The sequence below is a fragment of the Streptomyces sp. MZ04 genome, assembly GCF_004684775.1.
Taxonomy (GTDB): Bacteria; Actinomycetota; Actinomycetes; order Streptomycetales; family Streptomycetaceae; genus Streptomyces.
Window position 1 is genome coordinate 1 of the sequence record NZ_SRIC01000396.1, and the last position, 6,063, is coordinate 6,063.

The 6,063-nt window shown below is 67.3% G+C and carries 3 protein-coding genes and 1 pseudogene; 1 reads left to right on the forward strand and 3 read right to left on the reverse strand.

Annotated elements, in window-relative coordinates:
* The 3 genes and pseudogenes from E2651_RS40245 to E2651_RS40255 all read right to left on the reverse strand — a co-directional run.
* Window positions 1–139 (reverse strand): annotated as a pseudogene (locus tag E2651_RS40245) (IS110 family transposase); the annotation flags it as partial.
* 172 nt (window positions 140–311) lie between these two features.
* Window positions 312–2,999 (reverse strand): restriction endonuclease, encoded by a 2,688-nt coding sequence (locus E2651_RS40250; RefSeq protein WP_135336233.1) that lies wholly within the window; start codon window positions 2,997–2,999, stop codon window positions 312–314.
* A gap of 309 nt (window positions 3,000–3,308) precedes the next feature.
* The gene (locus E2651_RS40255) at window positions 3,309–4,478 is read right to left on the reverse strand and encodes a magnesium and cobalt transport protein CorA (RefSeq protein ID WP_135336234.1); all 1,170 of its coding nucleotides are present in this window, start codon (window positions 4,476–4,478) and stop codon (window positions 3,309–3,311) included.
* A gap of 178 nt (window positions 4,479–4,656) precedes the next feature.
* On the opposite strand from E2651_RS40255, the gene E2651_RS40260 reads away from it, so the two are divergent.
* Window positions 4,657–6,033, forward strand: a complete 1,377-nt coding sequence (locus E2651_RS40260; protein ID WP_135336235.1) for a winged helix DNA-binding domain-containing protein — start codon at window positions 4,657–4,659, stop codon at window positions 6,031–6,033.
* Window positions 6,034–6,063 lie beyond the last annotated feature (30 nt).

Consider the following 6,063-nt stretch of genomic DNA (forward strand, 5'->3'; position numbering starts at 1 on the left):
GGTAGGCGACCTTGCAGCCGGCGTCCCGGGCGACGGTCAGGGGCAGGGCGCCGATGGAGGCGGGCTGGTCCACGATCACCAGGACGCTGTCGAACTTGGCGGTCAGCTTGTCGAAGACGGCCCGCAGCTCCTCATCAGTGGTCGAGTCGTCGTGCGGCCCCGGGCGGCCAGGTGTCACAGGAACCATTGAAGGCAACCACCCCCAAGCCATACCCGGGGCTACTGGATCCTCCGGACCGTACGACAGCCCATCCGACCCATCAACAACGTAGGACCACCCCCCAGGTCATCGGTTCGACAGGGGGCAACAGTCATGCCGGGCCCGGAGGCCAGCGGTCCCATTGCGGAACCGCGAAGAAGATAACGGGGGTCTCCTCCGCGAGCGCTGGGATCTCGCCCCGCGCCGCCGCCAAGGCGAGGCCGATGTGAGGTTGCCTCTGCTCCATGGGTAAAGCCTCGGCAGCGTAGCCTAGCGCGATCATCGCAGCGTATTGGGTGTCGTGACCGTGGGGCGTTGTGATCAGTTCTGTGAGGGTTTCGATCCTCGACGCGACGTCCTCCACAGGCAGGCATTGTGCACCGATCGCGATGAGGTCTGTTTCGCTCAGACCGCTGTCTCCTGCCCTACCTTGCTGGAGCCATCCGACAACCGCCTCCCGGCAAATGTCGGGTTCAACGTCCGCGAGGAGAAGAAGGCGCACAGCACCCACGTGGCCAGCCCTTGCAGCATCCGCGCACGCCCTCGCGACCAGTGGGGCATGTTCGGTGAACAGGTCCTTCGCATGCCGCAGAACGGCATCGAGGACGTGGTCGTTCGTCAGGACGGCTTTCGTCAGGTCCCGCACGGCCTCGGGGCCGAGTACTGCGTGGACGCAGGCCAGTGCAGGGAGGGCCCGGATCCGAGCCTCCGCAATGTTCGCGGTGCTGCGTTCGATGATTCCCGGGCTGCCAGCGGCCCGGAGAGCCTGGTCAGATGTGGTGAGCACCGCGAGTGAGGTGATGAGACCCCAGGCGGCTTCGGTTGGCGGCGTGACGGCCGGCGTTCGGGGTGTGGGAGCTTCTACTTCCCTGAGTGCCTCGTCGATCCAGGCTTTGGCAGCATCGTCGGTCAGGATATCGGCCATCCGGCGAGCCAAGGCGAAGGCGCAGGTGCGCTCCCACACGGGCCGGTTGCGAAGACCTGAGGGCGGGGCCCAGTCGAGAGCTTCGCCAGGAGGAGTTGGAAAGAAGGTGCGTGCCTGCTTGGCCGCATTCGCGACTCCAGCGTTGACGAAGTGGTTCATCGCCTGTTTCGTCTCACCGATGTCCGTGTACAAGCGGGCCAAGAGCTCCTCCGCCTCACGCTCATGGGACCAGCTACCCAAAGCCACCGCGCGGCGTCGGTATTGCAGCAGGTCCTGGCGTGCGTCATGGTGCTTCCCGCGGATGAGCGCAGCCATCGCTGAGTCCCGGCGGTTCGATGCCACAGGCATGACGCTGTCGCCGCCAGCCTGTCTCAGGACACGTTCGAAGGTATGTGTATCGATGGCCTTGAGGTGCTCCTGGTAGCTCTTGGCGTGACGGCTGATGACGAGTCGCTGGGCCGAGAGCCACTCCTCAGCGTCGCCGTGGGTGCCCGCTGCGAGGGCGTGTTCAACGGCGTCGTAGTAGCCCTCCACAGCCCCTTCGGCATCCCCGTTAAGAACTAGGAATCGTGCACGGCGGGCGGCAAGCAGAGCACGCACGGCCATCTGGTATTCGCGTCGAGAGGCACGGTGCAGCTTCCGCCACGCGTTTCCGGAGGGATCCACGTCCGCGAGGCTGGCTCGCAGCCGGGCTGTGTCCAGATGGTCGGCTGCCCCGGCGTCAGCGATCGCTGCAAGGAGGCCAAGCCGTTGTGTCAGCAGCTCCGGCCTGCGTGCTGCCATCGCATGTTCGGTGAACAGGGCCGCAGCAAGCTGCACACTCGGGTCGTCCGAGGACTGCACGTCGAGGAATTCGGCTACGTGGTCGAGCGTCGCGTTGTGCTCGAACTCGTACTCGGCGAGACATCCGAGGGTGTTGATGCTTCGGATCAGCGCATCGTCACCTTCCACCTGCTGTTCAGCAAGGGTGTTGATGGTGCTTCGGGCCTGGAAGATGCGCCCGTCCGACAGATCGCGGGCCATGCTCTGCAGGTGGATGCGAAGAGCTGCATCGTGCTCGGCCGCATCATGAAGAGCAGCCGCTTGACGTGCCCGGATCCAGCTTGCGAAGGGAGCGTAGAGCGTACGCTCTAGTTGTTCGGCGATGTACCCGTATGATTCCGCAGCCCGATCCGGATCGGTTTCGCGGGCCTGGTTCGCCTCGGTGAGGTACTCGTCGAGCCCCAGATGCGCCACCGGGCCCCGCAGCAACGCCTCAGCATCCACGTGTTGCCCGTTCAGCATGGCTGGGGACGACACCACTGGTGTGGGAGGCGGGCAGAACGCTTGGGTCGTCGCTGCCCCGAAGAAGGCAGTCACTATCTCCGGATGCGGCCTCAGCTCATCGGACAAGCGCTTCCTGTTCCAAAGTTCGAGCTTGAGGTCTTGGTGCTGCTCCCGCAGCTCCATAAGGCGATCGTGGATCTCGGTGCGATTCGCGTCGTGAGTGGTGACTACGACGAAACGGGTTGCCCTGAACGGCCGCTTGCCGGTGACGAATTTGCGGACTGCCGCGTTGAGATCCTGGCATGTGAAGTTCTTGAGTCTCTTGGCCTGGAACACGGCGGCCTCCGTACCGGACACTCCCGCGACATCGATGCCGTGCTGGTTCTGCCCCTGTTCGCCGTAGAGCCACGTCTCCTCCCAGCCTTCAAGCTTCCGGACGAGCCAGGCCACCAGGTGCTCGACGCTCTCCCAGTCGAGATCGTGGGTATTGAGCAGGCGAGGAGACGACGCCACCAGCGGGGAGGCTGCCGCCGTCGGCCGGTGGAGCAGAGCGTGCTCCGCGCCCATCTGGCGCCAGGTCTGACCAGGTGCGGGACTCTCGTGGGTCATGAAGGCAACCTACGACCAGCATCGGACATCCGTCTTCCCCTGGATGGGCTGGACGAGGAGCTGTCACCAGGCGGAAGAACTGGCCACCACGTCCACGGGCGCCTCTAAGAGCTGTCAACACTCTCTGTGATGGGTTGTGTCGATGGTGCGGTGGGCGTCAGCGTGCGAGAAGCTCGGGTAGCGAGTCAGGGGTGTATTAGGGCAGGCTCCCCAGCGCCGCTCATTCTCCCCAGATTCTCCCCAGGGAGCTCGACGGAGCCCTCAGAGAACTTCGCGTACGCGAAGTCAGCCAAGCTGCACAGCTCCCCGCTACAGCCAGTCCCGCTTCTTGAAGATGAAGTACAGGCTCACGCACACGCCCGCCATCAGCAGGATCGCGAACGGATACCCCGCCGCCCACTTCAGCTCCGGCATCGTCTCGAAGTTCATGCCGTAGATCGTGCCGACCAACGTGGGTGCAAACAGAATCGCCGCCCAAGAAGAGATCTTCTTGATCTCCTCGTTCTGCTCGAACCCCGCCTCCGCCAGCGCCCGCATCTCCGCGTTCTGCTGCTGAGTCACGAGTGTTGCGTTGACCGTGAGGATGTCGGCCAGGGCCTGGCGGAAGCCGTCGACTCGTTCGCTGGTGTGTGTGACGTGGTCGGCCACGTCACGCAAGTAGCGCTGGAGTTCCTCGTCCGTGCCGTATTTCGTGAAGCCTGCCATCAGGGCGTGCAGCATGGACACCAGGGGGCGGGTCGCGCGCTGGAACTCGACCATTTCGCGGGAGAGTTCGTAGATGCGGCGGGAGGCCTCGGGGTCGCCGCCGAAGACGTCGGTCTCGATCTCGTCGATGTCGTTCTGGACGCCGGAGACGACCGGGGCGTAGCCGTCCACCACCGCGTCGAGGATCGCGTAGAGCACTGCCTCCGGGCCGAGTTTGAGCAGGTCCGGTGTCTCCTCCATGCGGTGGCGCACCGCGGACAGGTCGGGGGCCGCGCCGTGTCGGACCGTGATGACGAAGTCGGGGCCCACGAAGACGTGGAGTTCGCCGAAGTCGACCTCCTCGAGGGCGTCCAAGTAGCGGGCCGCGCGCAGGACCACGAAGAGCGTGTCGCCGTACCGCTCGAGTTTCGGGCGCTGGTGGGCCTCCATCGCGTCCTCGACGGCGAGTTCATGGAGGTCGAACTCCGCGGCCAGGGAGAGGAGTTCGGCCTCGGTGGGACGGGCGAGGCCGATCCAGGCCATCCCGTCCTCCTGCTCGCGGAGCTCGCGGAAGGTGTCGGCGAGGGAGGCGGGTGTCGCGACGCGGACGCCGTCCCTGTACAGCGCCGCCTGCACCACGCTCGCGGCGTCCGGTGATGTCACGTCCGTCGGGGCGGCGGACGTGACATCACCGGCTCTTCCGTTCCCGGTCGCCGATGCCGCCTCGTCCTGGGAAGCGTGCCGCCAGCCGTGCTTCTTGGTGGTCGGTGCGGGCCGGCCGCGGCGCTCCGCCATGCTGGGTGCCTCCCATGTCGAACGTATGTCTAGATGGCCACGGAGCAGGATATACGGCTCAAAAGGCGCGGGCGTTGCGACGACGCGACCGGTCCGCCGATGGCTCGTTGACGGCCCCGCCGGTACGTGACCGAGTTGCGGACCGTAGGTGTCCGCAACGGCCGCTAGCGTGCGGAGCATGATGAACACGACGCGGAGTTCGACGCAGAGTTCGACGCAGAGTTCGGCGCGGAGTTCGGCGCGGAGTTCAGCGGAGGGGACGCGGGGCGCCGCCAAGGCCCCCGCCGGCGCCGCCCCCGTCCTTGGGACCCGTGCGCTCAACCGGGCCACGCTCGAGCGGCAGCTCCTCCTGCGCCGCTCGGCCGATCTGTCCGTCAAGGACGCCGTTGCCCATCTCCTCGGCCTGCAGGCGCAGAACGTCAAGCCGCCCTACTACGCCCTCGCCGCACGCCTCGAGAACTTCGACCCGCTGGAGCTCTCCGCGCTCATGGAGGCGCGGGAAGCGGTCCGCATCGTCACCATGCGCTCGACCATTCATCTGCACACCGCGGAAGACGCCCTCGCGCTGCGGCCGATGATGCAGCCCGCGCTCGAACGCGAGATGGCGACGGTGTTCCGGAAGGGGCTCGTCGGCGTCGACCTCGAGGAGCTCGCCGTGCTCGCCCGCGAGGCCGTCGAGGCGGAGCCCCGCACGATGAAGCAGCTGCGCGAGGTGCTGCTCGTCCGGTGGCCCGACGCCGATCCGCAGTCCCTCGCGATCGCCGCCCGGTGCGTGCTGCCGCTCGTCCAGGTCACCCCGCGGGGGCTGTGGCGGCGCAGTGGCCAGGTCGCGCTCACCACGCTCGAGCACTGGCTCGGCGACGGTGCGGGGGAGCGGCGGCCCGTGCGGGGCGGCGCGTCGGGCTCCGCGGTGGACGCTCTCGTGCTGGGCGGTGCACCGGGCTCCGCGGTGGACGCTCTCGTGCTGGGCGGCGCGTCGGGCTCCGCGGTGGACGCCCTCGTGCCGGGCGGCGCGTCGGGCTCCGCGGTGGACGCCCTCGTCCCGGGCGGCGCGTCGGGCTCCGCGGTGGACGCCCTCGTCCCGGGCGGCGCGCCGGCTTCCGCGGTGGACGCCACCGTCCTGCGCTATCTCGCCGCCTTCGGGCCCGCTTCCGTCAAGGACATGCAGACCTGGGCCAGGCTCACCCGGCTTCGGGAGGTCTTCGAGCGGCTCCGGCCTGGGCTGCGTACGTACCGTGACGAGAACGGCGTCGAGCTCTTCGACCTGCCCGACGCGCCGCGCCCCGACGCGGACACGCCGGCTCCGCCGCGGTTCCTTCCCGAGTTCGACAACCTCCTGCTCTCGCACGCGGACCGGGCCCGGGTCGTACCCGCCGAGTACAAGGGACGGACCTGGAAGGGGAACTTCGCGTACTGCGTCTTCCTTCTGGACGGGTTTCTGGGTGGGGTGTGGCGGTTGGAGGAGGACGCGAAGGGCGGGGGTGCCGTGCTGACCATCGAGCCGTTCGGGCGGGTGAGCCGGGCTGAGCGGGAGCTGTCTCTTATACACGTCTGACGCTGCCGACGAATAGCCTTGTGTAGAGCT